Source organism: Citrobacter sp. 50677481 (assembly GCF_001463265.1).
Lineage (GTDB): Bacteria > Pseudomonadota > Gammaproteobacteria > Enterobacterales > Enterobacteriaceae > Citrobacter_A > Citrobacter_A sedlakii.
Genome location: NZ_LNHZ01000051.1, coordinates 53,326 through 80,201 on the forward strand (window position 1 = coordinate 53,326; position 26,876 = coordinate 80,201).

Consider the following 26,876-nt stretch of genomic DNA (forward strand, 5'->3'; position numbering starts at 1 on the left):
GATAGCAATGAAACTGGATATTCTGATCAAAAATGGCCTGATTGCCGATGTCGAAAGCAATGAATACCTGAATCGCAGCATCGGGATTATTGGCAACCGCATTGTCGATCTGGATAACGTCGACGCCACCCAGGCGGAAACGGTGATCGATGCCGCTGGCTGTCTCGTCCTGCCGGGTCTGATCGACTTTCATGCCCATGTGTTTCATGGCGGTACGGCAATCAGCGTGAACCCGGATATTATCTGCCTGCCGAATGGCGTCACCAGCGTGGTGGATGCGGGAAGCAGCGGGTGGGTGAACTACGCGTTGTTTCGTCACAGCGTGATCGCATCTTCAATGGTAAAGATAAAAAGCTATCTCAACGTGGTGAACGTCGGGCTTTCCACGCTCGGGGGCGGGCCAACCGGTTATCTGGAAAACACCAATCCCGCGAATTACAACGTGGAACGCATTGCCCGGACGCTGGCGGAAAACAGCGACAATATCCTTGGTCTGAAGCTGCGTTACAGCCAGGATATTGCGAAGGGAAAAGCGTACTCCAGCGATCCTTTCCTTACCACCGTCGCGCTGGCGCGTGAGCTGAACACTTCCCTCTGCGTTCATGTTACAGATGCCCTGCTGCCCGCCGATGAGCTGATAGGTCATTTTCAGGCAAACGATATATACGCCCACTGCTTCCACGGTACGGGTCACTCGATACTGAACGCGCAGGGCGAAGTTTACCCGGCGGTGAAACAGGCCAAAAAGCGGGGCGTGATTTTCGACTGCTCCAACGGGGTGGCGCATTTTGACTTCAACGTGGCCAGCAATGCGATGGAGCAAGGTTTTTACCCGGATATCATCAGCACTGACCTGACGCAAAGAAATAGCCTGCGGACGGATAAGGTGTACAGCCTGCTGCACGTAATGTCGAAATATCTCAACATGGGCATGTCATTTTTTGACGTCCTGCGCGCAGTCACCACCACGCCAGCCCGCCTGATGAAAATGGAAGGAGACATCGGCACGTTAAAGCCTGGCGCGTTTGCCGATATTTCCCTTGTGAAGCTACGCAAGGAGCGGATCGTCTTTGAAGATACCCGCGGCGTAAAAATAGAGGGCGATCGGTATATCGATAACTGCGCCACACTCTGCAACGGTCAGATTGTTTATCGTCGTCTTCATTTCTGAGCATTGCCTGTTGAACCTTACACAATGGTTTGTGTAAGGTTCTTTTTATAAATCAGGACGCCAGCCGTAAGTGATGAATAAATGAAGAATAATGAGATTGTTATCTTTTCTGTTTCCAGCACCATCACTCAGCGCATCGCCAATGTGTTAATAGAACGCAAACTGGATATTCCCGTATACGAATTTCATTATTCTGACGTGCTGGAAAAAGCGGATGAGATGATTCGCGCCGGCACAAAAATTATTATCAGCCGCGGTGGCACCGCCGCCCTGTTGCGCAGCAATATGACCATTCCGGTTATCGAGATCGCCCATGATTTTCACGGCGTTTATCGCATCCTGCAGGAAGCCAAACACAAGTCGCAGAAAATCGCCGCTATTGGTTTTCCTCAGTTTTGTAATGCGCTGCGCCATTATCAAAATATGACCAACGAAGAGTTCAAGATCTGCCAGGTCTATAACCATTATGATATTGAAAACGTGGTTAAAAATCTGGCCGAAAATGACTATCAGCTGGTGATTGGCGGCCTGACAGTGGCTGAAATGGCGAAAAAGTACGGCTTAAATGCGGTCATGGGCGATACCGATAATATCTCCATCGAACAAGCCATTAACGAAGCCTGGAGTCTGCTGAAATATATCAATCAGGAAAACACAAAACTGTTAATGAGCCAGTCGGCGCTGAATCAGTCGCGTGAAGGCATTATGTGTATCGACCAGATGGGGGAAGTCATTAGCGTTAATGCCACCGGTATGACCCTGTTTCAGTGCCATCCAGGCGATAAACTCTTCAAAAAAGAGGCGTTTAAAGATCTGTACGGTAGCATTATTAATGAAATAAGCCTGAAGGAACAGCCGACGGAAATTAACGGAAATCTGGTCTACGTCTCGATCAAACATTTTGCCAACCGTCGACACTCGTTTTCGATTATCACCGGTTTAAGCCAGGATAATGCGCTCTGGCATTCCGTGGCGAATAAAAAAAGCAAACTGCGCGGCTTTACCACATCGTATCACTTTGACGATATTATCGGCCAGTCGCGGCAAATCCTTGACGTCATTGCGAAAGCAAAGCTGTGCGCCCAACATGATTTACCGGTCAATATCACCGGTGCTACCGGGACGGGGAAAGAGCTTTTCGCCCAGAGCATCCATAACCATAGCGCACGCAGCCATTGTCCTTTTATCGCCATCAATTGCGCGGCCATCCCGGAAAGCCTGCTGGAAAGCGAACTGTTTGGCTATGCCGATGGCGCATTTACCAACGCCCGTAAAGGCGGCAAACCCGGCATTTTCGAAATGGCGAAAGACGGCACGGTGTTCATTGATGAAATCAGCGAAGCGCCGTTATCGGTGCAGGTAAAATTGCTGCGCGTATTACAGGAAAAACAGTTTTCCCGGATCGGCGGCGACTCGTTGATTACCGCCAACTTCCGCCTTATTACCGCCAGTAATAAACCGCTGAAGGCGCAGGTCGACGCGGGTGAATTTCGTCAGGATCTCTGGTACCGCATCAACATTCTCGAACTGGCGTTGCCCGCGCTCCACGAGCGCCCCGGCGACGTCATGCTGATCGTGCAGCACCTGCTGGCGCAGCAAGGCAAAACGCTGATATTTACCCCGGAAGCCCAGGCGTTTTTAAACGCGTATACCTGGCCGGGCAACATTCGTGAGCTGCAGGCGGTGGTTTATCGGCTCGTTGTGTTATTACAAACGGATGTGGTGAGCAAAGCGGATCTTCAGCAGTTGTGCCAGATGTCCTCCGTTTCGCCGGAGGAGGTTTCGCGCCTCCCCACAAGCGAAATGACGGTGGACGCTACCAACCTGCTTAAGAAACAGGAAAAACAGCTCATTACCCGCGTCATTGAAACCACGGCAGGCGACCGTACCAAAGCCGCGACAATGCTCGGAATAAGCCCCACCACATTGTGGCGTAAGCTTAAAGAACATCGCATTAGCGTTTAGCGTCCTCATGAGACGTTAAATCCTGCGCGCAGGCCCAGGCGCTCGACCACGCCCACTGGAAGTTGTAGCCGCCCAGCCAGCCGGTCACGTCCATCACTTCACCAATGAAGTAGAGCCCTGGTACGTTACGGGCTTCCATCGTCCGCGATGACAGTTCGTTGGTATCGACGCCGCCCAGCGTCACTTCCGCCGTGCGGTAACCTTCAGTGCCATTTGGCTGTATACGCCACGCGGTGAGGGTGTCGACCAGCGTCTGCTGCTCACGTGCGTTAAGCTGCTTAAGCGAAACGTCGGGAATTTGCCCAAGCTGCTGCAAACATTCCACCAGCCGCTTCGGCAGGAGCATCGCCAGCGTATTTTTCAGGCTTTGATTGGGATGTGCGCTGCGCTGCTCGTTTAAGAAAGCGTCGGGGTCGGCATCCGGCAGCAAATTAATGGTAACAAATTCGCCAGGTTGCCAGAAGCTGGATATCTGTAAAACAGCCGGGCCTGACAGACCGCGATGAGTGAACAGCAGATTTTCGCGAAAGACGGTGCCGTCCTCGGCGGTAATGACTGACGGCACAGAAACGCCGGAAAGCACCTGAAGCTGCTCCAGCAGGGGTTTATGCAGGGTGAAAGGCACCAGACCTGCACGCGTCGGCAACACCTTCAGGCCAAACTGTTCGGCAATTTTATAACCAAACGGCGTGGCGCCCAGTCCCGGCATCGACAGCCCGCCAGAGGCGATCACCAGTTTTTTTGCGCCAACGTTCATGCCATTCAGCGCCAGCGTATAACCGTCGTTGTCCCGCGTCACGCTCAGCACTTCGCTGCGTAACCGCAGGGTAACATTGCCTTTTTCACATTCGGCCACCAGCATGTCGACGATTTGCTGCGCAGAGTCATCACAAAAAAGCTGTCCGAGCGTTTTTTCGTGCCATGCGATGCCGTACTTGCCGACCAGATCGATGAAATCCCACTGGGTATAGCGCGCCAGCGCCGATTTGCAAAAATGCGGGTTTTCGCTCAAATAGGCCGCAGGCTCAACATAGAGGTTAGTAAAGTTGCAGCGCCCGCCGCCGGACATGAGGATCTTGCGACCCGGTTTCTTACCGTTATCGATAAGCAGCACCCGGCACCCCGCCTGTCCTGCCTGCGCCGCACAAAACATACCTGCCGCGCCAGCGCCTATAATAACGGCATCAAACCTTTCCACTTTGCGTTCCTCTCTCAAAACCGGGCGTGAATTGTAAAGTTATCTAAGTGGTCGCACCAGCGCCAAAATCCTCAGTAAGGAGTATTTGTCTGAAATCTATAAGATAATTCTTTAGAGGCAGCTCAGGATGCCGACGTTAAATCAAAAAAAGTCTATATTTCACTTTGCCCGCGCCGCCAAAGTCACTGATAATGCGCCGCGTTCATGTCCTCAAGATGGCGTAACGTCCTATGCTACATTTGTTTGCTGGCCTGGATTTACATACCGGGCTTTTATTGTTACTTGCTCTGGCTTTTGTGCTGTTCTACGAAGCGATCAATGGCTTCCATGATACAGCCAACGCAGTCGCAACCGTTATCTACACCCGCGCGATGCGTTCGCAGCTGGCGGTGGTGATGGCTGCGCTGTTCAACTTCTTAGGTGTGCTGCTGGGCGGACTCAGCGTAGCCTATGCCATCGTGCATATGCTGCCGACGGACCTGCTACTCAACATGGGCTCCACGCATGGACTTGCGATGGTCTTCTCCATGCTGCTTGCGGCGATCATCTGGAACCTCGGTACCTGGTACTTTGGCTTGCCTGCATCCAGTTCCCACACGCTGATTGGCGCGATTATCGGTATCGGTTTAACCAATGCCCTGATGACCGGCACGTCAGTTGTCGACGCGCTCAACATCCCGAAAGTTATCGGCATTTTTGCTTCGCTTATCGTCTCGCCGATCGTCGGTCTGGTGGTCGCGGGAGGCCTGATTTTCATTCTGCGTCGTTACTGGAGCGGCACCAAAAAGCGCGCCCGTATTCACTTGACGCCAGCGGAACGTGAAAAGAAAGACGGTAAGAAAAAGCCGCCGTTCTGGACCCGTATCGCCCTGATTCTTTCCGCTATCGGCGTGGCGTTCTCTCACGGCGCGAACGATGGTCAGAAAGGCATTGGTCTGGTGATGCTGGTTCTGATTGGCGTCGCTCCGGCGGGCTTCGTGGTGAATATGAACGCCTCAGGTTATGAAATTACCCGTACCCGCGATGCGATCAATAACGTCGAAACTTACTTCCAGCAGCACCCTGACCTGCTGAAGAAAGTGACAGGCGTCGACCAGTTGATTCCTTCCCCGGAACCGGTCGCCACCCAGCCAACGGAATTCCACTGCCACCCGGCAAACACCATCAACGCGCTTGAGCGTGCGAAGGCCATGCTGGCGAACAACGTGGAAAGCTATGACAAACTGAGCGTTGAGCAACGTAGCCAGCTGCGTCGCATCATGCTGTGCATCTCCGACACCACTGATAAAGTGACGAAGCTGCCAGGCGTGAGCACAGACGACCAGCGTCTGCTGAAAAAACTGAAAACCGATATGCTGAGCACCATTGAGTATGCGCCTGTCTGGATCATCATGGCGGTCGCGCTGGCGCTGGGTATTGGTACCATGATCGGCTGGCGCCGCGTGGCGACCACTATCGGTGAGAAGATTGGCAAGAAAGGCATGACCTATGCACAGGGGATGTCCGCGCAGATGACGGCGGCTGTCTCTATCGGTCTGGCCAGCTACACCGGTATGCCGGTTTCCACCACCCACGTACTCTCCTCCTCTGTGGCGGGGACGATGGTGGTTGACGGCGGCGGTTTGCAGCGTAAAACGGTAACCAGCATTCTGATGGCGTGGGTCTTCACGCTGCCAGCCGCGATCCTGCTTTCCGGTACGCTGTACTGGATCTCGCTGAAGCTGATTTAAACATCACTGTGCCGGAGGGCGGCAACGCCTTATCCGGCCTACAGATAAACGAAGCACTCTGGCCCGGTAAGCGAAGCGCTTTCAGGTAAGGGGATGCGAAATAAACCGTATCGGGCGGGTCAGGAAACTGGCCCGCTTTTTTTTGCTCAGTGCCAAATCATCAACGCGATAAGGCTGATGACCACCAGGCCGCACAGCGCGCTGGTCAGAATAAACTGACCGCGCACCCGCTCACAGCGGCGAATGAATTCATCATCATGGTGATCGCGGTAACGCTGGGCATAGATATACCACACCAGCCGCACCTGCTTGTTGGGCTGGCCGTGCGAGGTAAAAAAGCCGCCCCCATCCACATACTGGTAAAGCAAAGGATCGCAACCACGAAGTACCACTAACAGTGCGCGTAACGATGAGAAATAGCGCGCCATATTAACAATGCATACGACACATAACGCCCAGAACAATGCGACGGTGCTTATCATACGACCTCCCCGGCGACCCGCCCACGGAGATCCTCTCCGGGACTACCGCTCCCCAAACTTGCCAGACAGTTCAATGAAAGAGTACGACGAAACCGCCCACGATGGTGCATAAAATCCGAGCGGCTTTATTAATAGTGTAGGAGATCAGTTAATTTTTTTGCCAGAAGGTTAATCACTATCAATGCAATTAACGCAAAAATTTGTTTAACTAACTGGTAAGCAAGGCGGATTGACGGATTATCCTGGTCGCTATACTGTAAGGATCGTCTCAACAATTCATCGCGGCTGAGCTGGCCCCGCGTAGACAAAATCGCATAGTTCGCAGGACGCGGGTGACGCGACGGCACAAGAAACGCCAGCTGGCTGGTCATCGACAACTTTATGGAAGGAGTAATACTATGGCTTACAAACACATTCTCATCGCAGTTGATCTTTCTCCGGAAAGTAAAGTGCTGGTAGAAAAAGCGGTCTCTATGGCGCGCCCGTACAACGCAAAAGTTTCCCTGATCCACGTAGATGTAAACTACTCTGACCTTTATACCGGCCTGATTGACGTTAATCTGGGCGATATGCAAAAGCGCATTTCTGAAGAAACTCACCATGCGCTGACCGAGCTTTCCACTAACGCAGGCTACCCTATCACCGAAACCCTGAGCGGTAGCGGCGACCTGGGCCAGGTGCTGGTCGACGCGATTAAGAAATACGACATGGACCTGGTGGTATGTGGTCATCATCAGGACTTCTGGAGCAAGCTGATGTCTTCAGCGCGCCAGTTGATCAACACCGTTCACGTTGACATGCTGATCGTTCCTCTGCGCGACGAAGAAGAGTAAGTTTTCCCTGCCAGATCCCACGCCCGCTTTTGCGGGCGTTTTTATTTCTCCCTCAGGACATCATTCCATCCCACAAAACATAATTAGTGTGATCGGCTAATTAGATCGAAGTCTATCTGTATAATAATCTACTCATTCGGTTAATGACCGCAGTCTATAACAGAGTCATACATTTTCGGCGCGTTTTGTTTTACGCGTCATACTTTTTGGGATGGCATCGAAAGGCGAAAAAATATGAACACATCTGCACCGACGGGTTTGCTACAACAACCCCGCCCCTTCTTCATGATCTTTTTTGTCGAATTATGGGAACGATTCGGCTATTACGGCGTTCAGGGCATCCTGGCCGTTTTCTTCGTCAAACAGCTTGGCTTCTCGCAGGAACAGGCCTTTATCACCTTTGGCGCCTTCGCTGCGCTGGTCTACGGCCTGATCTCCATTGGCGGTTACGTGGGCGATCACCTGCTTGGCACTAAGCGAACGCTGGTGCTGGGGGCGATTGTACTGGCAATCGGCTACTTCATGACCGGGATGTCGTTACTGAAGCCCGACCTGATATTTATCGCTCTCGGAACCATCGCTGTCGGCAACGGCTTATTTAAAGCCAACCCGGCGAGCCTGCTTTCGAAATGTTATCCCCCGAAAGATCCGCGTCTGGATGGCGCTTTCACCCTGTTTTACATGTCGATCAACATCGGTTCGCTGCTGTCGCTTTCCCTGGCGCCCGTGATTGCGGAAAAGTTTGGCTATGCCGTCACCTATAACCTGTGCGGCGCGGGGCTGATTGTCGCGCTGCTGGTCTATTTCGCCTGCCGGGGGATGGTAAAGAATATTGGCTCCGAGCCGGACCATCGGCCGCTCAGTATGCGGAATCTGCTGTTTGTGCTGATTGGCACAGTGGCGATGATTTTCCTCTGCGCCTGGTTGATGCATAACGTACAGGTCGCCAACCTGGTGCTGATCGTTCTGTCCATCGCGGTGACGATTATCTTTTTCCGCCAGGCGTTTAAGCTGGATAAAACCGGGCGCAACAAAATGTTCGTGGCGTTCATCCTGATGCTTGAAGCGGTGCTGTTTTACATTCTTTACGCACAGATGCCAACCTCGCTGAACTTTTTCGCCATTAATAACGTCCACCATGAGATCCTCGGCTTCACCATTAACCCGGTGAGTTTCCAGGCGCTGAACCCGTTCTGGGTAGTCATCGCCAGCCCGGTACTGGCGGCGATCTACACCCGTCTGGGCAGCAAAGGCAAAGACCTGACGATGCCAATGAAATTTACCCTCGGGATGTTTTTATGCTCGCTGGGCTTTTTAACCGCCGCCGCCGCAGGCATGTGGTTTGCCGACGCGCAGGGACTGACGTCGCCGTGGTTTATCGTACTGGTGTATTTGTTCCAGAGTCTGGGCGAACTGCTGATCAGCGCGTTGGGACTGGCGATGGTCGCGGCGCTGGTGCCGCAGCACCTGATGGGCTTTATTCTGGGGATGTGGTTCCTGACGCAGGCCGCGGCGTTTCTGCTGGGCGGCTACGTGGCCACCTTTACCGCCGTGCCGGAAAATATCACCGACCCGCTACTGACGCTGCCCATTTATACCGGGGTATTCAGTAAAATCGGACTGGTGACGCTGGGCGTAACGGTGGTGATGGCGCTGATGGTGCCGTGGCTGAACCGGATGATCAATACGCCGGACAGCGAGAAGTAACCGTACTGCTTGTGCCGGAGGGCAGTCTCGCCTTCCGCACCGGACTCCAGGCCCGATAGCGCAACGCCATCGGGCCATTCATCCGATTTACCCTTTACGCGCGTCGATCCACGCCTGCACTTCGACGACAAATGTATCCGGGGCTTTACGGTACATTTTACGCGCCAAATCGAGAATGGTATGTTGGCCCAATGCCTCTTCCATTCGCTGCTGCGCCATATCCATCACTGAACGCACGCCACAAATGCCTTCACAGGCCCACGTCGGCGGTTGCTCGTCAAATACTGCCAGACGTTGGCGGATCTCGCGACATTCGAAAATACGCTTGTCGCCATCTATGGCATTAACCACATCCAGCACGGTAATGTGTTCGGCGGGTCTGGCAAGCTGAAAACCGCCCCCCTTTCCTTCTATGCTGCGCACCAGTCCCGCCTTCGACAGTCGGGTAAAGATTTTAGCCAGGTAGTCATACGGCACGCTTTGTAACTCAGCTATTTCGCGCACGCTCATATCGCGGGCATCGCCTTTGCTGTCCACCATACACATCAAGCTGTGGATGCCATACTCAACCCCGGAACTGTAGAATGCCATGCCTTTATCTCAGCCAAATTAATTCTGAGTTATTGTAGCTTTTTCGCCCTTATCATTCCACTCCCTCCCTTTATATCAGCGATGATAGCAAAAATAACCAACTATTAATCAAGAGGATAATAACTAAATATTGACCGTCATGATTTTTCGCGTTGCTTTTTCAAACTACGACCAATAAAATCCGAGTAAATAAATCAGTGTTAACGGAGCAGGTAAGCAATGCGTAAACAAATTTTGATCGTTGGTGCGGGTTTCGCCGGAATGTGGGCAGCCCTGAGCGCCGCTCGTCTGGTGGATAAAAATGACAGCCAGTCTATTGATATTACGGTGATTGCCCCGCAGCCTGAGCTTCGTGTGCGTCCCCGCTTCTATGAAAATGCCGTAGAAACATTGGTTGCCCCTTTACAGCCTTTGTTCGACGTTACGGGCGTAAATTTCCTGCGCGGAACGGTCACTCAAATTCTGCCCGCCTCAAAGGAGGTCAGTTGGACTGACACCAACGGTGAATCACACTTACATCACTATGACCGTCTGATTCTCGCCAGCGGAAGCCACGTCAACCGTTCACTCGTGCCGGGCGCACAAACTTATACGTTCGATCTGGACCAACTGGAGAGCGCCGCGGTCCTGGAGCGGCACCTGAACGAACTGCCGCGCCAGGTGGAAAGTGACGCGCGTAATACCGTTGTCGTTTGCGGCGGCGGTTTTACCGGTATCGAGATGGCGCTGGAACTACCGGGACGGCTGCGTGAGATCCTCGGCGCGAATGCTAAGACCAGAGTAGTCGTAGTTGAACGTGGACCGACGCCCGGCTCACGCTACAGCGAAGCCCTGCGAAACACTATCATCGAAGCTTCCGCTGAGCTTGGCGTGGAATGGCTGGTGAATAGTGAGATTGAAAAAGTCGATGCCAGTGGCGTAACGCTGAGAGATGGACGCGCCATCCCTTCACAAACGGTAATCTGGACGGCTGGCGTACAGGCAAACGCCCTGACAGCGCAAATTGATGCGCCGCGCGATCGCCAGGGCCGTCTGCACGTCAACAGCAAACTTCAGGTGCCTGGACACGAGCATATTTTCGCCACTGGCGATGTGGCCTACGCAGCCACCGACGATAAAGGCAATCACGCCCTCATGACCTGCCAGCACGCGATTTTGCTGGGCAAATTTGCGGGTAATAACGCTGCAGCCGATTTGCTCGGCATCGAAGCGCTACCGTATCGCCAGGAAATGTATGTCACCTGTCTGGATCTCGGCGCCTGGGGTGCTGTCTATACCGAAGGATGGGACCAGCAGGTGAAACTGACGCGCGCAGAGGCGAAAAAAGTGAAGCAGTCGATCACCCGCGAATTAATTTACCCGCCGGTAGCAGAAAAAGAAGCCGCGTTTAAAATGGCGGATCCGTACGCACCATTTGTGTAAGCAGAAGCGCCATCCGGGGCTTCGTCACGCGTCCAACGGCGTCCCGGGATAAATATCAAACCGATGCCCTTTGGTCACCACCGCGTTGGGCGTGGCGATATTCGCCAGAGGCGGCGCATAATCCGGGCGCTTGACCACCACACGTTTCGTGGCGAGCTGGCGCGCCGGTTCCAGCAGACCGTCGGCGTCTAAATCCGGCCCCACCAGCGACTGAAACACCCGCATCTCTTTTTTCACCAGTGCGCTTTTCTGCTTATGAGGAAACATCGGGTCGAGATAGACCACTTGCGGACGCGGCGTGATGTCCGTCAGCGCCGACAGGCTGGACGCGTGGATCAACTGTAAGCGTTCCTGTAACCAGCCGCCAATCTCCGGATCGGCATAGGCGCGCGTCAGGCCATCGTCGAGTAAGGCCGCCACCACCGGGTTACGCTCCAGCATCCGCACGCGGCAGCCCACCGAGGCCAGCACAAACGCATCGCGTCCTAACCCCGCCGTGGCGTCAACAACGTCGGGCAGATAGTCGCCTTTAATGCCGACCGCTTTCGCTACCGCTTCGCCGCGACCGCCGCCAAACTTACGCCGATGCGCCATCGCCCCGCTAACAAAATCAACGAAGATACCGCCCAGTTTGGGTTCGTCGCGCTTACGCAGTTCCAGATGCGCGGCAGTCATCACCAGCGCCATCAGGTTGTCTTCATCGTGCTCCAGTCCCCAGCGGGACGCCAGAACAGATAAGGCGCCGTCTCCGGCGCCTGTTTCATTAACTAAGCAGATTTTCACGTCGGGATTAGCCTTTTATCCCGTAATGTTCCAGCATTGCGTCCAGCTGCGGCTCGCGGCCACGGAAGCGTTTGAACAGTTCCATCGGCTCTTCAGAACCGCCACGGGTCAGGATGTTATCAAGGAACGACTGTCCGGTTTCGCGGTTGAAAATCCCCTCTTCTTCAAAGCGGGAGTAGGCATCTGCCGCCAGCACGTCTGCCCACAGGTAGCTGTAATACCCCGCCGCATACCCGCCGGCGAAGATGTGGCTAAACGCGTGCGGGAAGCGGCCCCAGTGCGGTGATGGCACCACGGCCACCTGCTTTTTGATCTCTGCCAGCGTTTCAAGGATCTTTGCCCCCTGCTGCGGGTCAAATTCCGCATGCAGGCGGAAGTCGAACAGGCCGAACTCCAGCTGGCGCAGGATGAACAGCGCCGCCTGATAATTCTTCGCCGCCAGCATTTTATCCAGCAGTGCTTTCGGCAGCGGCTCGCCGGTCTCAAAGTGACCGGAGATGAACGCCAGCGCGTCCGGCTCCCAGCACCAGTTTTCCATAAACTGGCTTGGCAGCTCGACCGCATCCCACGGTACGCCGCTAATCCCCGAAACTCCGGCAGTTTCAATACGGGTCAGCATGTGATGCAGGCCGTGGCCGAACTCATGGAACAGGGTAATCACTTCATCGTGGGTAAACAGCGCAGGTTTGCCGTTCACCGGACGGTTGAAGTTACAGGTCAGATAGGCGACCGGTTTTTGCAGGGAACCATCCGCTTTACGCATCTGGCCGACGCAGTCGTCCATCCACGCCCCGCCGCGTTTGTTTTCGCGGGCGTACAGGTCGAGGTAGAAGCTGCCGCGCAGCACGTTTTTCTCATCATACAGCTCGAAGAAACGCACGTCCGGATGCCAGGTGTCCACGTCGTTGCGCTCTTTGGCGGTGATGCCGTAAATGCGTTTCACCACTTCAAACAGGCCATTAACGGCTTTGTTTTCCGGGAAGTAAGGACGCAGTTGCTCGTCGCTGATGCTGTACAGATGCTGTTTTTGCTTCTCGCTGTAGTACGCGATGTCCCACGGCTGCAGTTCATCAACGCCAAATTCCGCTTTGGCAAACGCACGCAGTTGCGCCAGCTCTTTTTCTCCCTGTGGACGGGCGCGTTTCGCCAGATCCGTCAGGAAGTCGAGCACCTGCTGTGGGTTTTCTGCCATTTTAGTGGCGAGGGATTTATCCGCGTAGCTGTCAAAGCCAAGCAGTTGCGCCAGTTCGTGACGCAGGGCGAGGATTTCCGCCATCACCGGGCTGTTGTCCCACTTTCCGGCGTTTGGCCCCTGATCAGAAGCGCGGGTGCTGTAGGCGCGGTACATCTCTTCACGCAGCGTCTGGTTGTCGCAGTAGGTCATCACCGGCAAATAGCTCGGAATATCCAGCGTCAGCAGGTAACCGTCCTGTTCTTTCGCTTCGGCCTGGGCTTTCGCCGCCGCCAGCGCGCTTTCCGGCATACCCGCCAGCTCCGCTTCGTCGGTAATTAGCTTCGTCCAGCCCATGGTGGCGTCGAGGACATTGTTGCTGTACTGGTTGCCCAGTTCGGACAGACGGGTGGCGATTTCACCGTAGCGTTGTTGTTTATCTTTCGGCAAGCCGATGCCGGACAGCTCGAAATCACGCAGGGCGTTATCTACCGCTTTTTTCTGCGCGGTGTTCAGAGTGGCGTAATGATCGCCGTCGCGCAGGTCGCGGTACGCTTTGTACAGTCCTTCATGTTGCCCTACCCAGGTGCTGTATTCAGACAGCAGCGGCAGCGTTTGTTCGTAGGCTTCGCGCAGTTCCGGGCTGTTTTTCACCGAGTTCAGGTGGCTGACCGGCGAAAAAATGCGACCCAGCACATCATCAACTTCGGCAAGCGGCTGACACAGATTTTCCCAGGTGTACGGCGCGCCCTGCGCGACCACACGTTCCACATTTTCACGGCAGTCGTTCAGCGCTTTGGTGACGGCGGGAACAACATGCTCAGGCTGAATCTGGGAAAACGGCGGTAGCTCGAAGGGCGTCAGTAAAGGATTAGTCATAAACGCTGTCCTGTTTGAAAGAAGTGTATGAAGCGCGCATCCGGCGCTGTGCAATATCCCTGTACAATGGGGATAAGTGTAGAGGATTTCAATACCGGGCGTTGCGCTTTCGCGGCAGGGGGAACTTTTCTGTATACTGTGGCGATACGCTCTATTTTTGCCCGATGGCGCGCAGCTTTTGGGTCTACGTTTATTATCTGGAATACTTTCATCCATGCTCAGTTATCGCCATAGCTACCACGCAGGCAACCACGCCGACGTCCTTAAACACACCGTTCAGAGCCTGATCATTGAATCGCTGAAAGAGAAGGAAAAACCGTTTCTTTATCTGGACACCCATGCCGGGGCAGGTCGCTATCAGCTGAGCAGTGAACATGCCGAGCGCACCGGAGAATACCTGGAAGGCATCGCCCGCATCTGGCAGCAGGACGATCTGCCCGCCGAGCTGGAGCCGTACATTAACGTAGTGAGCCACTTCAACCGCAGCGGTCAGTTGCGTTATTACCCGGGCTCGCCGTTGATCGCCCGTCAGCTGCTGCGCGAGCAGGACAGCTTACAGTTGACCGAGCTGCACCCGAGCGATTTTCCGCTGCTGCGCGGCGAATTTCAGAAAGACAGCCGCGCCCGTGTGGCGCGCGCCGACGGCTATCAGCAGTTGAAGTCTAAGCTGCCTCCGGCTTCCCGCCGTGGCCTGATTCTTATTGACCCGCCTTATGAAATCAAAAGTGACTACCAGGCCGTGGTCAGCGGCATCAGCGAAGGCTATAAACGGTTCGCCACCGGCACTTACGCCCTGTGGTATCCGGTGGTGCTCCGCCAGCAAGTCAAACGCATGATCCACGACCTGGAAGCCACTGGCATCCGAAGGATCCTGCAAATTGAACTGGCCGTGCGCCCGGACAGCGACCAGCGCGGCATGACCGCCTCCGGAATGATTGTGATCAACCCGCCGTGGAAGCTGGAAGCGCAAATGAACAACGTGCTGCCATGGCTGCATAGCAAACTGGTTCCCGCCGGAACCGGACATACATCGGTGAACTGGATCGTGCCGGAGTAATCGCAGCCATTGGTGGAACCAATTGATTTCAGGTATACAATCGCGGCAATCTGAACGGAAGGATAAGACCTATGAGCAAACATTATGACTACATCGCTATCGGCGGTGGCAGCGGCGGTATCGCCTCGATTAACCGTGCAGCGATGTACGGCCAGAAGTGTGCGCTGATTGAAGCCAAAGAGCTGGGCGGCACCTGCGTCAACGTCGGCTGCGTGCCGAAAAAAGTGATGTGGCATGCTGCGCAGATTCGCGAAGCGATCCATCTGTACGGCCCGGACTACGGTTTTGATACCACCATCAATAATTTCAATTGGGACACGCTGATTGCCAGCCGTACCGCCTATATTGACCGTATTCACACCTCGTACGATAACGTGCTGGGTAAAAATAATGTTGATGTGATCAAGGGTTTTGCCCGCTTTGTCGATGCAAAAACCATCGAAGTTAACGGCGAAACCCTGACCGCCGACCATATTCTGATCGCCACGGGCGGCCGCCCAAGCCATCCGGATATTCCGGGCGTGGAATACGGCATCGACTCTGACGGTTTCTTTGAACTTCCCGCGCTGCCGGAACGCGTGGCGGTAGTTGGCGCAGGCTATATCGCCGTCGAGCTGGCGGGCGTGATCAATGGTCTGGGAGCGCAAACGCACCTGTTTGTTCGTAAACACGCGCCGTTGCGCAGCTTTGACCCGATGATCACCGAGACGCTGGTCGAGGTGATGAACGCTGAAGGCCCGACGCTGCACACCCAGGCCATTCCGAAAGCGGTGGTAAAAAACGCCGACGGCAGCCTGACGCTGGAACTGCAAGACGGTCGCCGCGAAACGGTTGACTGTCTGATCTGGGCGATTGGCCGCGAACCGGCGACAGATGATTTTAATCTGGCGGCAACGGGCGTGAAAACGAATGAAAAAGGCTACATCATCGTTGATAAATACCAGAACACGAACGTGGAAGGGATTTACGCGGTAGGCGACAACACCGGCGCGGTCGAACTGACGCCGGTCGCGGTGGCGGCGGGTCGTCGTCTTTCTGAACGCCTGTTTAACAACAAGCCGGACGAGCATCTGGACTACAGCAACATCCCTACCGTGGTCTTCAGTCATCCACCGATTGGCACCGTTGGCTTAACCGAGCCGCAGGCGCGCGAGCAGTACGGCGATGACCAGGTGAAAGTCTACAAATCATCGTTTACCGCCATGTATACCGCCGTTACCTCTCACCGCCAGCCGTGCCGCATGAAGCTGGTATGCGTCGGTCAGGAAGAGAAGATTGTCGGTATTCACGGTATTGGCTTCGGCATGGATGAAATGCTGCAGGGCTTCGCGGTTGCGCTGAAAATGGGCGCCACCAAGAAAGACTTCGACAACACCGTAGCGATTCACCCAACCGCCGCGGAAGAATTTGTGACGATGCGTTAAGCGACAACATGCCGGACGGCACTGAGCTGTCCGGCAGAACGCCCTGTTTCCCCTTCTGTCCCTGCTTGTTTTTTTACTGCTTCGGCCTTTTTCATACTACGTTTTTGCCTGTCCAATACGTTAAGACGCTCTACTCTGCCTTCCCGCTAACGCGTTAACATCAACAATTGCTGCGTTAACATTGTGGACCATCCTTATACTGATTTTTGTTCTTTACTTACTTTTAGTTGCAATGATGCAAGACATATATTTGATCCAGATCAAATATATGTCATTTTTTTTGGCGGGCTATTTTGCATTTTGTCACATGCTAAGATTTTTTGAACCAAATTAAATGTCCGCTATAAAATGGGAATCTTATCCAGGATTTTTAGTATGGTTTTGTAAGCATAAGTCAGCGCATATTAGATCGCAGAAATATTATAGGCCTTAACTCCGCCTTATTCTTCGATTTTTAGTTTTTAAAATGATCTTGAGCGAATTTACATTTCCAAAATTCCATTTTAAGAATATTCAAAATTATGTGATTGGTACTAATTTTTAATTTTCTAGTGAATAATCTTATTTTCCTTTAAATAGGATTTAACTATCATTAAAACCAATTGTGATAGTTAAAAACGATTTTAAATGAAATGAATCATTCGTTAAAAATTAGCAAAAGGATTGGTAAAAGATTATTCTGCAAAAGGTTTATTTCTCTCTTTCCGTTCTGAAAGGTAAGAAGTTTTAACGCAGATTTTCTCAAAGGGAGGTGGAGGTGTGGATCAGTGAAATGTTATTTCATTTCTGACAATAGTTACTTTATTGACGGGTTAAAGCATGTTTTAAGAGGAACTTCTATTGGCGAGCATTCCATTTACGTCAATATCAATGAAGATGAGTTTTACACGACACCAGAACAAGATGACATTGTCATTCTCGCCATCTCAAATGTTTGCGTGCGCCGAAGGGTTTTGCATATCCCAGAAATTGCGCTTTGCCGGCTGGCGATTATGGAGAGAACTGGAACGCGTGTAATCCCAAGGGGAATCTTTATCCCGTGGCTTGTCTCAGAGTGTTTAACCAAAGAAGAGCTTATTAATGCTCTGCAAACACTGCAAATAAATCGTTTTAAGATGCACCAGATTTCTGCCAGAGAAGCTGAGCTTTTTTCTTACCTTGGTGCCGGACTTTCGCATGATGAAGTCGCGGAGATAATGGGCTTGCCCAGTAAGTACATCTACGCATTAAGGCGTAAGATCAACATTAGTCTTGGTCTTTTACATTGTAACTCTGCCACAGGTATTCTTTTATGCCGGGATATCGCGGAGATGAGAACGTATAATAAAAGACAACCTGTTTTGAATCGATTTACTTTTGAAAGCAATATTGCATTTTACTAAACAATCAGCTTTATGCTTAATACGTAGCTGTACATTAAAGACAGATAAAAGAGGCATAAAGTTATATCAAAAAGAATTCTGAAAGCCCGAAATTTTCTTTCTCGCGCTAGATCCGAATTATATTTAGTCACGCTATAAAACCATATCGACATTGATGATTACTATCTGGCTTATAAAATTCAGGAAGGAGTGATAGCTAACGCAATAAAAAGAGAACTTTTATTTACAGATTATGAAAAAAACACCACACGAACACCCGCCTTTTATCGCGGTAAGGTTCCCTTTTTCTTCAATATATGCAAGTACAACATGGAGTTTATTATGAAGGTGATAAAGCAGTTATTAGCTATCACAATCGCAGCAACCTTTAGCGTAGCAAGCGTTCAGGCCGCCTCTAACGGTACCGTCAACTTTACCGGTGAAGTCCTGGACAAAACTTGTGATGTCACCATCGACGGTAATGCCAGCCCGGCAACAGTGGTGCTGCAAGCAGTCGACAAAAGCCAACTGAGTGCCGCCGGCGCAACCGCAAAACGGACAGGTTTCAATATTGAACTGAGCAACTGCTCTGGTTCCGCGTCTGTCTCCAGCGCAGCGGCATTCTTTGAAAACGGTTCAACCGTTGATCCGATCGGCTACCGACTGAACAACACCATCACCGATGGAACAGGAGCGACCAACGTCCAGCTGCAGCTGGTTGACGCCCCGACCGGCAATGCCATTAAGGTCGGTAGTCCGGATCAGCACGCCTCGTCGTCGACTTATGATTTGACATCAGGCTCCGCCACACTGCCGTACGCCGTTGAATACTACGCGACCGATGCAGCGACCCCGGGCCTGGTGGCCAGCTCAGTCAACTTCACCATTAACTACTTCTAATCTGTTTCGCAACAGTCCGGGTAGTGAGGAGCGATATGCGGGGAGCGACATTTCGCTCCCCGCATTCAGGGAGAAATCAGCATGAAACATCGTACCGTTTACCTTAATGCCGCCGCATTCGTTTTATCTTTCGCTTTAGCGGCCCCTGCAATGGCGGGAATTGTTATCACCGGTACACGCGTCGTTTACCCGGCAGGAGAACGAGAGGTCACAGTTAAAATTGATAACCGCGGAGATAAACCGGTCCTTGCGCAAAGTTGGGTCGACGACGGCGATGCAGGCGCCACGCCGGAAACAGCGAACGCGCCGTTTACTATCACACCTCCTGTGAATCGAATCAATCCGGGAAAAGGTCAGACGCTGCGTCTGATATATACCGGAGAAGCGCTTCCGAAGGATAAGGAATCTGTATTCTGGCTGAACGTGCTTGAAGTACCGCCAATGAGCAAAGAAAAGCAAAACCAGTTACAGATGGCGTTTCGTTCGCGAATCAAAATTTTCTTTCGTCCTTCAGGTCTGGTGGGGGATGCAAACCTGGCCGGACAATTCGTTAGCTGGAAAAAGGTGGATGGGGGCGTTGAGGGTACAAACCCGACACCATACTTCGTCTCACTCGCCAACATTGCGGAAGATGAAGAAGGTAAAAAACCGATTGGTAACGGTGGAATGATTGCTCCCGGCGGGAAGACATTCTTTGTGACAAATAAGCGCCCCTCAACAATTTACCCCTCATATATCAATGATTTTGGTGGGATAACCCCTGTGCCACAGTCGGTAGCGCCGTAGCCATCGCTGTCCGGCATCCCCGCGTGTACGGGCGGGCAAAAAAGAAAAAAGACCGAATACCGGGCTTAATTGTGTTCAACCGCGTCACGTCGCTAAAGTGAAAGGAACTCACATGTCCTCTTTCCATCATTTGCTGTCTCCGCTGACTGCCGCTGTTCTGCTTGCTACCGCAACCGAGAGCGCAGCCAATAATGATATTGAGTTTAACCCCCACTTTATGAGTCCGGGAAGCCAGAGCCGGATCGACCTGTCTCGCTACAATCAGGATCTCGCTCCTGCGGGTCGGTATAGCGTTGAGCTTATCGTTAACGATCGCCGTATCGGTCGCGATGACGTAACGGTACAAGACAGAACCGTCAGCGGTAAACGACTGCCTGAAGTGGATATTTGCGTAAAATTGTCGACGCTGGACGCGCTGGATATCAACCTCAAGCGGCTTACACCTGAAGCGCAAAAAATGATTGCGACCCATCAAGAATCCAACAACGACGATCATTGTCTGGCGCTGAACCGCCTGTTGCCAGTCAACAGCGTTTCTTTCGACGCTAACGAACAATCGCTGAACATGACGCTGCCGGAGGTGTATCTCATTAATCGCCCCAGAGGTTATGTTAATCCTGAACAATGGGATACAGGCATCACGGCGGCCACGCTGGGCTATAACGTGAACGCCGGAAGCACCCGTTACCACGGCAAAGACAACGACATGTTGTATAGCAGTTTCCAGGGCGGTTTTAACCTCGGCGGCTGGTACTTCCGCCACAACGGCGTTTACACCAAAACGACAGATACCGATAGCGTTTACAACAATATCAATACCTACTTACAGCGCGATATTCCCGCTATTCAGGGACGCCTGCTTTTGGGTGATGCCAATACCAAAGGAGAGTTGTTCGACACCCTTTCATTTCGCGGTGCGCAAATCGCTAACGAAGAACAGATGTTACCTAACTCCGTTCGAGGGTACGCACCGGTTGTTAGGGGCAACGCCCGCACAGCCGCGCGCGTTATTATTCGGCAGAACGGCAATGTTATCTACGAACGTTCGGTTGCTCCCGGCCCCTTTGAAATCGCCGATCTCTACCCAACCGGCTATGGCGGCAACCTGGATATTTCTATCGAAGAAGCGGACGGCTCACAGCAGAATTTTCAAATTCCCTATACGGCCACCAGCAACCTGCTGCGCCCCGGCACGCACCATTACAGCCTGACCATAGGCAAAATACGCTCAACTCAGTTGCGTGAAGAGCCCACCCTTGCGGAGGCGACCTATCGGCGCGGGATAAATAATGCGCTAACGCTCTATGGCGGCATGCAAGGTAACGGCGCCTATCAGGCAATCCAGGGCGGCGCGGCCTTCGGCACCGCATTTGGTACGTTTTCACTGGATGTGACACATTCGCGCCCGAGACTGGGAACGGGCTGGGGAAAAATGTCTGGCGAAAGTTATCAGCTTAAGTACAGCAATGTCATACAAAGCACCGGCAGTAATCTTTCTGTCGCGGCGTATCGCTACTCTACTGATGGTTATATGGACTTCATGACCGCCATGACCACCGACGAGCTGTATTCTGGAAACGGTAGCGGTAGAACCGCCAGACGCGCTAAAGACAGGGTGCTGGTCAGTGCGTCACAACCCCTGCCTACCGGCTGGGGGCAATTTTATGTCAGTGCCTGGCAACAGGCCTACTGGAATGATGCGGCAACCGACCGCCAGTACCAGTTCGGTTATAACAACCGGTTCAAAAAGCTCAGCTACAGCCTGAGTATTAATCGCAATCAGGACGCGTTTGGCCGGTTTCAGAACTCTTACATGCTCAACCTGACACTGCCGTTGAACGATTTACTGGGCTTCAGCCAGATGGGTTCTACCCTGACGCATGGTCCTGGCAACACCCTCAATGAACAATTGTTTGCTTCCGGCACGGCAGGCGACGAAAACCAATACAACTATAGCGTGACGGCTGGGCATACCCGGCAGAGCGGGGAAAACAGCAGCAGCCTGGTGATGAACGGTTCTGCTCGTACGCCATACACCACGCTGAACGCGTTGGCGGGCGGCGGTAAACATTATGTAACCTGGTCTGCGGGACTCAGCGGCGCGATGGTAGCTCACTCCGGCGGACTGACGCTCTCGCCATACAGCGGCGATACCTATGCGCTGGTTGAAGCGAAAGGCGCAAAAGGGGCAAGCATGGTGAGTTATCCAGGCATTAAAGTGGATCGCTTCGGCTATGCCGTCATTCCTTATCTGACAGCGTATCAACTTAATGAAGTGGAGATCAGTCCGAAGGGGTTATCGAACAACGTCGAACTGAATCTGACCAGCCAGAAAGTGGCGCCCTATAGCGGAGCAGTAGTGAAAGTGAAATACGACACTACGGTGGGTTATCCCGCCCTGATCGGCGCGCCAATGGCGAATGGAAAACCGTTGCCGTTTGGCGCTGAAGCCTTTGACAGCGACGGAAGACACATCGGGGTTGTCGGCCAGGGCGGCAGACTATTTGCCCGCGTGCCGTCAACCGAAGGCAAGATCAAGGTTGTCTGGGGCGAAGGCCCGGACCAGCAGTGCCAGGTGCGCTATATGCTGCCCGCCAATGCAGATCTGGAAAAAAGCAACGCCATCAAATTTAACTCGCGCTGCGAGTAACGACAGTACCGTAGCATCGCTGAATGCACAACCGGATACAACGGTAACGGACAAAAAGGAATATGAACATGAAATTAGCTCTGCGCTTACCGCCCCGGCTCCGCCTTTCCCTCGGGTCGTTGAGGCGCATGATTTGCGGCGTTTTGGCGCTTACGGCGCTACAGGCTCAGGCGTATACCTGCGGATTCGATAATATCTTTCACGAAAATTTGACCATTCCGGTTGTCGGACCGGGTATGTCAACCGTTGGTGAAGATGTTCCCGTGGGTCAGGTTATCTACAGAGGACGGTTTATGGGTACCGCCAGGGCAACCAGTTATTACTGCGATATCAATGTAGAAGATATTGAAGCTGGCGAAAGCGTACAGACAATGCATGTTTATAACAAAATTGACATCATCGCCACACCATCGGGTGCGCCGACGCTTTCAGAGGAAAAAGCCATTTTCCCAACCAACGTGCCCGGCATTGGCGTCATCTTTTACCTGTCGGGATCGTCATTCCAAAATTCGAAATTCCCGGCTATTTGGGAAAGGAAATTTGAGATCGGATATGGGAAGACATCGCAGGGGTTGGGACAGATATCATGGGTTGAGCTCGAATTAATCAAGACAGGTCCAATTGCGCCAGGTACTCATCAGGTACTGGGATCGTCTTTTCCGACGTTCCAGATTACATCTGGATCACATTCGCCAATCGTTGTGGATCATGTGTTTGTAACACTCAATTTCAGCGGCGCCACGACCATGTATACCAAAACCTGTCAGTTGGCTACATCAGTCGTTGATGTCGAGCTGGGCCGCCATCAACGCGCTGACTTCACCGGTATTGGCACCGTCGCGCCGTGGAGCGAGTTTGATATTATGCTGCGGGATTGTCCGGCATTTGTCGGCTATGGCAATCACTCTTACAGAGAATCAACCGGCGAGACAACGGGCACCAACGCCCCAAACCAGGTCGCTATCACCTTTAACAGCGTTCACGGTGTAGTAGAGAACAATCCGCAAATCGCTAAACTGGAAAGCGGACCGACGGCAGCCGAAGGCATTGGTATCGAAGTGTCAGAACGAAATAGCGCTACGTTGCTTAATCTTGATGGTTCGGTCGGATTTAACCTGCAAAATTTACCGACGGAAGACGGCGCAAACTATATCATTCCGCTTAAAGCACGCTATGTACAATATCAATCCGAAGTAAAAGCTGGCATCGCCAACGGCGCAGCGGTTTTTACGATCACCTACAATTGATAATTAACAGGCCGGATTTCCGGCCTGATTTTTATCACTTGCCCTGCATATACGGCGTATACACCCCGGTCTGGCTTTCGAGGAAGGCGACGATATCATCGATATCTTCCTGCGGGATCTCTTTTCCGACCTGGTAACGCAGCATCAGCTTCACCGCGCCGTCCAGGGTCGGCACATCGCCCCGGTGGAAATAGGGCGCGGTTAGCGCAACATTACGCAGACCCGGCACCTTCTGGCGCAGTTTATCGCGCAACTCATTGGTAACGTTCATACGCCCAATATCCGCTGCGGTCATTTCACCAAAGTTAAAGTCCCGCTTTAAACCCAACGGCTCAAACGACCGACCGCCGAGAATCACGCCGCCATGACAGGTCGCGCACTTGTTATCCTTGAACAGCTGATAACCGTGCTTCTGCTGTGCCGTCAGCGCGTTTTCGTCGCCGCGCAGCCACTTGTCAAACGCGGAGTCTGGGGTGATCAGCGTTTTCTCGAATTCGGCAATCGCGTCGGTGATCGTCTCTCCGCTGAAACCCTGCGGGTAAACCGCCAGGAACTGCTGCTTCAGCACAGGATCCTTGTCGAGCTTACTGATGATCTCATCCCAGGATTTCGAGGCCATCTCGATCGGGTTCAGCGGCGGTCCACCGGCCTGCGCCTGTAACGTTGGCGCGCGTCCGTCCCAGAACTGCTCAACGTTAAAGACGGAGTTAAACACCGTCGGCGCATTGATTGGCCCTACCGCGCCGCCCACGCCGATCGACGTTTTACGACCATCCACTCCGCCCGCGTTCAGCGCATGGCAATGGGCGCAGGAAATCGTGCTATCGCCGGATAAACGCGGATCGTGATACAACGTGAAGCCCAGCGCCACTTTTTGCGCATCGGTCGGTAAGACTTTTGGAATCGGCTGCACCGGCTCATTGCGATGCTGCGCGGCGGTGTCATGGCTGGCGTAATACTGCTCACGCTGCTTCGCGATCCAGTCCAGAATCGTCTTCCGTTCCTCGTCGCTCACCTTCCCCGCCCAGTGCAGCGCGGTATAGCGCGTCGGTGGCATGGTTTCGTATTGCATCACCCACTCGATTTTATTCAGATCGCTCTGGGAAACAGGCTCGTTGGCCACCAGCGCGGCGCGAACGGCCTCCAGATTGAAAGATTTATAGCCAAGCTGAATATCATAATTCATCAATTGCCTGGCGATGGGGAAAGAAGAATAAAAAGGAAGTTCAGCGGAGGGGGTATGGCAATAATCGCATCCCTTCTCTCTTAAAAACCCCAACACCTGGTTATTTTCCTTCAGCGCAGAGGCCTGAACGGATGCGGTCTGGCTACGCTGCTTTTCGTGGTACCAGACGTAAGCGGATAAGCCGAAATAACATAGAACGATGCCCGCGATGGCTATCGCGGTAAGACGGGTAATGATTTTCATTATTTTACCCTCACGGTAGTGAGTTAGTGGGTCCCAGAAAGATAAAATGACGTGTCTTGTAAAGACCCAGTCATAATAAAAAAGACGCTGAAGCGGGGATTGATAAGTATCAAGCAATAACATGGGCGGTAACTATCGTTGAGATAGCTTATCCCTATTATTTAACGGGTTTTTTATTTTTTGCTATTTATACTTCGTTGCAATCGAATGTTCCGAAAATAGCGACGGTCGACACGACATCATTTTTCAGAATATCGCTGTCTTTCAAACAGATAAATTATTTATATGATAAAAGAGGAAATATCGAAACGTGATCGACCGCACACTTTGCACCGCACAGACCGAAGCGAATGTCTACGCTTAAAAAACAGCCGGGCAACACCCGTATCATTTACGACGCAATCCGGAGGTCCTTCTCATTATGATCAACCAGAACCTACAACACGTCCCGTCAGAGGAACTCACGATCGATGTCGATCTGATGTACGAAACGGATCCGTGCGAGTTAAAGCTGGATGAGATGATCGAGGCAGAACCGGAACCTGAGATGATTGAGGGGCTCCCCGCCTCTGACGCCCTGACGCCAGCCGATCGTTATCTTGAACTGTTTGAGCACGTGCAGTCCGTAAAGCTGTTTCCCGACAGCAAAACGTTCCCGGACTGCGCGCCGAAAATGGATCCGCTCGATATTCTGATCCGCTACCGTAAAGTCAGACGTCATCGGGATTTCGATTTGCGACAGTTTGTCGAAAACCACTTCTGGTTGCCGGAAGTGTACGACAGCCAATATGTCTCAGACCCTGAAAATACGCTTAAAGAACACATTGACCGTCTGTGGCCGGTGCTTACCCGCGAACCGCAGGATCATATCCCGTGGTCCTCGCTGCTGGCGTTGCCGCAGTCTTATATCGTGCCAGGCGGCCGATTTAGTGAAACCTACTACTGGGATTCCTACTTCACCATGCTGGGCCTGGCGGAAAGCGGCCGGGAAGATCTGCTGAAATGCATGGCGGATAATTTTGCGTGGATGATCGAGAAATACGGTCACATTCCTAACGGTAACCGCACCTATTATCTGAGCCGCTCGCAGCCGCCGGTCTTCGCCCTGATGGTCGAATTGTTCGAAGAGGATGGCGTACGCGGCGCGCGACGTTATCTCGATCATTTGAAAATGGAGTACGCCTTCTGGATGGACGGGGCGGAGTCCCTGGTGCTTAACCAGGCCTATCGTCACGTGGTTCGCATGCCGGACGGCTCGCTGCTCAACCGTTACTGGGACGATCGTGACACGCCGCGCGACGAGTCGTGGCTGGAAGATGTGGAAACCGCCAAGCACTCCGGGCGTCCGCCAAATGAGGTCTATCGCGACCTGCGTGCGGGCGCGGCCTCTGGCTGGGACTACTCTTCCCGCTGGCTGCGCGACGCCACGCGTCTGGCGAGCATTCGCACAACGCAGTTTATCCCGATCGATCTCAACGCCTTCCTGTTTAAGCTGGAAAGCGCTATCGCCAATATTTCGGCGCTGAAAGGAGAACGCGAGGTGGAAGCGGAATTTCGCCAGAAGGCCAGCGACCGACGGGCGGCAGTAAACCGCTATCTGTGGGATGAAGAAAACGGCTGCTATCGCGACTATGACTGGCGACGCGGAGAGATGGCGCTGTTTTCCGCCGCCAGCATCGTGCCGCTGTATGTCGGCATGGCGACGCACGAACAGGCCGATCGCCTCGGCGACGCGGTACGTAACCGCCTGCTGACGCCTGGCGGGATCCTCGCCACCGAGTATGAAACCGGCGAGCAGTGGGATAAACCCAACGGTTGGGCGCCGCTCCAGTGGATGGCGATTCAGGGCTTCAAAATGTACGGCGACGACGCGCTTGGCGATGAGATAGCGCATAGCTGGTTGCAAACGGTGAATCTTTTTTATCAACAGCACCACAAGCTGATCGAGAAGTATCACATCGCTGGCGGCACCCCGCGTGAAGGGGGCGGTGGTGAATATCCGTTGCAGGACGGCTTCGGCTGGACGAACGGCGTGGTGCGTCGGCTGATTGGCTTGTACGGCGAACCTTAAAGCGAGTGCCGGATGGCGG

At 53.0% G+C, this 26,876-nt stretch carries 20 protein-coding genes; 14 read left to right on the plus strand and 6 right to left on the minus strand.

The features are described 5' to 3' along the window. The first annotated feature begins 7 nt into the window (after window positions 1–7). Window positions 8–1,171 carry a metallo-dependent hydrolase gene (locus tag APU02_RS12900; protein WP_042286672.1) on the plus strand — a complete coding sequence of 388 codons (1,164 nt, stop codon included), beginning with the start codon at window positions 8–10 and terminating at the stop codon, window positions 1,169–1,171. Between the two features lie 81 nt (window positions 1,172–1,252). Further along, a complete protein-coding gene (locus APU02_RS12905; protein WP_060570203.1) occupies window positions 1,253–3,136 on the plus strand; it encodes a sigma 54-interacting transcriptional regulator in 1,884 nt (627 codons plus the stop codon). Here APU02_RS12905 and APU02_RS12910 read toward each other — a convergent pair. Continuing rightward, window positions 3,126–4,334: an NAD(P)/FAD-dependent oxidoreductase gene (locus APU02_RS12910; RefSeq protein WP_060570204.1), complete on the minus strand. Its 1,209-nt coding sequence runs from the start codon at window positions 4,332–4,334 to the stop codon at window positions 3,126–3,128. The genes APU02_RS12905 and APU02_RS12910 overlap by 11 nt on opposite strands. 230 nt (window positions 4,335–4,564) lie before the next feature. Between APU02_RS12910 and pitA the strand changes: the two genes are divergently transcribed. After that, window positions 4,565–6,064 carry an inorganic phosphate transporter PitA gene (pitA, locus tag APU02_RS12915; RefSeq protein ID WP_042286680.1) on the plus strand — a complete coding sequence of 500 codons (1,500 nt, stop codon included), beginning with the start codon at window positions 4,565–4,567 and terminating at the stop codon, window positions 6,062–6,064. A 146-nt stretch (window positions 6,065–6,210) separates the two neighbouring features. On the opposite strand, the gene uspB is transcribed toward pitA, so the two are convergent. Next, a complete protein-coding gene (gene uspB, locus APU02_RS12920) occupies window positions 6,211–6,546 on the minus strand; it encodes a universal stress protein UspB (protein WP_042286682.1) in 336 nt (111 codons plus the stop codon). Window positions 6,547–6,944: 398 nt separating this feature from the next. On the opposite strand from uspB, the gene uspA reads away from it, so the two are divergent. Together uspA and dtpB are read left to right on the plus strand one after the other, a co-directional pair. Beyond that, on the plus strand, window positions 6,945–7,379 hold the full coding sequence (gene uspA / locus APU02_RS12930) for a universal stress protein UspA (RefSeq protein WP_000323571.1): 435 nt from the start codon (window positions 6,945–6,947) through the stop codon (window positions 7,377–7,379). A gap of 234 nt (window positions 7,380–7,613) precedes the next feature. Then, window positions 7,614–9,086 (plus strand): dipeptide/tripeptide permease DtpB, encoded by a 1,473-nt coding sequence (dtpB, locus tag APU02_RS12935; protein ID WP_060570205.1) that lies wholly within the window; start codon window positions 7,614–7,616, stop codon window positions 9,084–9,086. Window positions 9,087–9,173: 87 nt separating this feature from the next. Here the strand turns inward: dtpB and APU02_RS12940 are convergent, their stop codons facing one another. Then, window positions 9,174–9,677: an Rrf2 family transcriptional regulator gene (locus APU02_RS12940; RefSeq protein WP_042286691.1), complete on the minus strand. Its 504-nt coding sequence runs from the start codon at window positions 9,675–9,677 to the stop codon at window positions 9,174–9,176. A 219-nt stretch (window positions 9,678–9,896) separates the two neighbouring features. On the opposite strand from APU02_RS12940, the gene APU02_RS12945 reads away from it, so the two are divergent. Continuing rightward, a complete protein-coding gene (locus APU02_RS12945) occupies window positions 9,897–11,099 on the plus strand; it encodes an NAD(P)/FAD-dependent oxidoreductase (RefSeq protein ID WP_060570206.1) in 1,203 nt (400 codons plus the stop codon). 24 nt (window positions 11,100–11,123) lie between these two features. On the opposite strand, the gene rsmJ is transcribed toward APU02_RS12945, so the two are convergent. Beyond that, window positions 11,124–11,882, minus strand: a complete 759-nt coding sequence (gene rsmJ, locus APU02_RS12950; protein WP_042286698.1) for a 16S rRNA (guanine(1516)-N(2))-methyltransferase RsmJ — start codon at window positions 11,880–11,882, stop codon at window positions 11,124–11,126. A 7-nt stretch (window positions 11,883–11,889) separates the two neighbouring features. Next, window positions 11,890–13,932 (minus strand): oligopeptidase A, encoded by a 2,043-nt coding sequence (gene prlC / locus APU02_RS12955; protein WP_042286700.1) that lies wholly within the window; start codon window positions 13,930–13,932, stop codon window positions 11,890–11,892. Between the two features lie 214 nt (window positions 13,933–14,146). Here prlC and APU02_RS12960 point away from each other — a divergent pair, with 214 nt between their 5' ends. The 7 genes from APU02_RS12960 (at window position 14,147) to APU02_RS12990 (ending at window position 23,357) form a co-directional block, all read left to right on the plus strand. Next, window positions 14,147–14,989 carry a 23S rRNA (adenine(2030)-N(6))-methyltransferase RlmJ gene (locus tag APU02_RS12960; protein ID WP_042286702.1) on the plus strand — a complete coding sequence of 281 codons (843 nt, stop codon included), beginning with the start codon at window positions 14,147–14,149 and terminating at the stop codon, window positions 14,987–14,989. Between the two features lie 71 nt (window positions 14,990–15,060). Further along, window positions 15,061–16,413, plus strand: coding sequence for a glutathione-disulfide reductase (gene gorA, locus APU02_RS12965; protein ID WP_042286705.1), 1,353 nt, complete (start codon window positions 15,061–15,063; stop codon window positions 16,411–16,413). A 767-nt stretch (window positions 16,414–17,180) separates the two neighbouring features. Then, entirely contained in the window at window positions 17,181–17,795 is a 615-nt protein-coding gene (locus APU02_RS12970; protein ID WP_060570207.1) for a hypothetical protein, read from the plus strand. Window positions 17,796–18,116: 321 nt separating this feature from the next. Continuing rightward, window positions 18,117–18,674 (plus strand): fimbrial protein, encoded by a 558-nt coding sequence (locus tag APU02_RS12975; RefSeq protein WP_060570208.1) that lies wholly within the window; start codon window positions 18,117–18,119, stop codon window positions 18,672–18,674. An 81-nt stretch (window positions 18,675–18,755) separates the two neighbouring features. Further along, window positions 18,756–19,460, plus strand: coding sequence for a fimbria/pilus periplasmic chaperone (locus tag APU02_RS12980; protein ID WP_060570209.1), 705 nt, complete (start codon window positions 18,756–18,758; stop codon window positions 19,458–19,460). A gap of 112 nt (window positions 19,461–19,572) precedes the next feature. Then, window positions 19,573–22,110 carry a fimbria/pilus outer membrane usher protein gene (locus tag APU02_RS12985; RefSeq protein WP_072197115.1) on the plus strand — a complete coding sequence of 846 codons (2,538 nt, stop codon included), beginning with the start codon at window positions 19,573–19,575 and terminating at the stop codon, window positions 22,108–22,110. Between the two features lie 68 nt (window positions 22,111–22,178). After that, entirely contained in the window at window positions 22,179–23,357 is a 1,179-nt protein-coding gene (locus APU02_RS12990) for a fimbrial protein (RefSeq protein WP_131729043.1), read from the plus strand. A gap of 34 nt (window positions 23,358–23,391) precedes the next feature. On the opposite strand, the gene APU02_RS12995 is transcribed toward APU02_RS12990, so the two are convergent. After that, a complete protein-coding gene (locus APU02_RS12995) occupies window positions 23,392–24,786 on the minus strand; it encodes a cytochrome-c peroxidase (RefSeq protein WP_042286708.1) in 1,395 nt (464 codons plus the stop codon). A 421-nt stretch (window positions 24,787–25,207) separates the two neighbouring features. On the opposite strand from APU02_RS12995, the gene APU02_RS13000 reads away from it, so the two are divergent. After that, a complete protein-coding gene (locus APU02_RS13000) occupies window positions 25,208–26,857 on the plus strand; it encodes an alpha,alpha-trehalase (protein ID WP_042286711.1) in 1,650 nt (549 codons plus the stop codon). The last annotated feature ends 19 nt before the right edge of the window (window positions 26,858–26,876 follow it).